Annotated in this window: 2 protein-coding genes; one reads left to right on the forward strand and one right to left on the reverse strand. The window is 43.9% G+C overall.

Annotation, left to right across the window (positions count from 1 at the left end; genetic code table 11):
- Window positions 1-131: 131 nt before the first annotated feature.
- The gene (locus tag BZG79_RS15310) at window positions 132-602 is read left to right on the forward strand and encodes a hypothetical protein (RefSeq protein WP_077677438.1); all 471 of its coding nucleotides are present in this window, start codon (window positions 132-134) and stop codon (window positions 600-602) included.
- A 205-nt stretch (window positions 603-807) separates the two neighbouring features.
- On the opposite strand, the gene BZG79_RS15315 is transcribed toward BZG79_RS15310, so the two are convergent.
- The gene (locus BZG79_RS15315; protein WP_077670158.1) at window positions 808-1512 is read right to left on the reverse strand and encodes a GntR family transcriptional regulator; all 705 of its coding nucleotides are present in this window, start codon (window positions 1510-1512) and stop codon (window positions 808-810) included.
- Window positions 1513-1650: the final 138 nt, after the last annotated feature.

Consider the following 1650-nt stretch of genomic DNA (forward strand, 5'->3'; position numbering starts at 1 on the left):
GTGTGATTGTGCGGGAATGATGTCAGCAATAGCCTATTGAAACGCATCACTAAAATACAGTCTATCACTTGCTGTTTGAGTGCTTCCCCGGTGGTTATGGTTGTTCGATATCTTTTGATTAAGTGGCAAGTATGGGCTCTATTCTTACTTTAATTGTATTGCTTTTTATTTTTCGTTTGGCTTTTTCACTGATTGGGCGAGTGATTCATGAAATAATGAGCTTTAGACACCATCTCAATCAACATCTGTTGTACAAGCATGGTGTATATCCTATTAGCCAGCGTGAGTTTATGGTTTTCTGGGGCGCCCTAGATGTGTTATGGCTATTGCGCCTTATCTACCCGCACCAAATATTGGGCGAAGTGATTTCACCACTGTATGTCGTTTGTGCATTACTGTTGCTTCCGCCCATATATGCTATTTACTGGATATGTCGACGAGGTTTTTCTTGGGCAACCTTGCTGACTGCTTTATTGATGTTAATAGCGGCACCAGTCATTTTTGTTACCCAAGGTGTGTCGATTCTGCTGAATATTCTTATTGCATGGAGCACTCGTAACTACAAAGGGCAAATTAATTGGGTGCAAGTGTTTCCGTCTTAGCTGGGAAAGCATACTCGCTATCATGGCGGGAGCCAGGGAGAGATCGCGAACGCGATCACCGTGGCATTCAGTGATCAGCGCCGAACCTTCATGACGATGTTGTGTTTGAACAGCGTTGTTTCATGAATCCCAGCTTTTTAGAAAAGGTTTTAGCAGCAGGCATACCGGCAGAGGTTGAAAAATGAACACTCATGCGCTCGCCCTGCTACTCACCCCGTTTAAGGTAATGCTTGTAAGACATGGTGCCAGGTAGTGATACCAGCTTTGTGTATTCAAAGACACGGCCGTCTTTTAGCAAACCGATGGACAGTACTTGAAGTAATGGCGTTGATGGATCGATATCGAGGATCCGACGCATTGACTCGTTCGGAAGGATGGCTTCGAAATCTTGAGACGCGCCGTCGATATCAAGACCTAGTTCCTCTTCCAGGTAGCGATACTTTGAGCCTTCTAAAGACATCACATTCATTCGTGGATAGAGTGAGGCAGGCATGTAAGACTCTTCGTATACGGATGGCTTTCCGTTTAATAGCTTGAATCTTCGAATAAAGTAGACTTTTTCGGTTTTCTCGACCTTTAAAAGCCGCACCAGCTCTTCGTCTGGATCAATGAGAGAGAACTCATCAATCTTGTATTCAAGCGTCGTGTTGGTACTTGAGAAGTATTCATTGGTACTTTTCAGTGTTAGCAACGAGCCAACGACCGTTTTACCGATGATGCTTGTGCCAGCGCCTTGACGCTTTGCAACTAAGCCTAGTTCAACCAACTCATCGATAGCATTACGTATAGTCACTCGGCTAACGCCATAATGTTCGCTGAGTGCTTTTTCTGTGGGGAGGATATCACCAACCTCGAACTCGTCTGAATTGATGCGTGAGCGTAAATCTTGCATCACTTTTTTATACAGCATCTTTCACCTCTCTAGTACACCTGCCAGATAATACAAAAAAAAGACAAATTAAGCGACCCTCCGACCCTAAAACACTGGTTTGTCTGTTTATCAAGCAACGAGATCAATGTTTAGTACGTTTTTTGCCCTGTTTTTAGC

This window comes from Salinivibrio sp. MA427 (assembly GCF_001996115.1).
GTDB lineage: Bacteria > Pseudomonadota > Gammaproteobacteria > Enterobacterales > Vibrionaceae > Salinivibrio > Salinivibrio costicola.

What these genes read in the sequence shown, in the direction of transcription:
- BZG79_RS15310 (WP_077677438.1), top strand. Translation starts at nt 132, where the DNA reads ATGGGCTCTATTCTTACTTTAATTGTATTGCTTTTTATTTTTCGTTTG.
- BZG79_RS15315 (WP_077670158.1), bottom strand. Translation starts at nt 1,512, where the DNA reads ATGCTGTATAAAAAAGTGATGCAAGATTTACGCTCACGCATCAATTCA.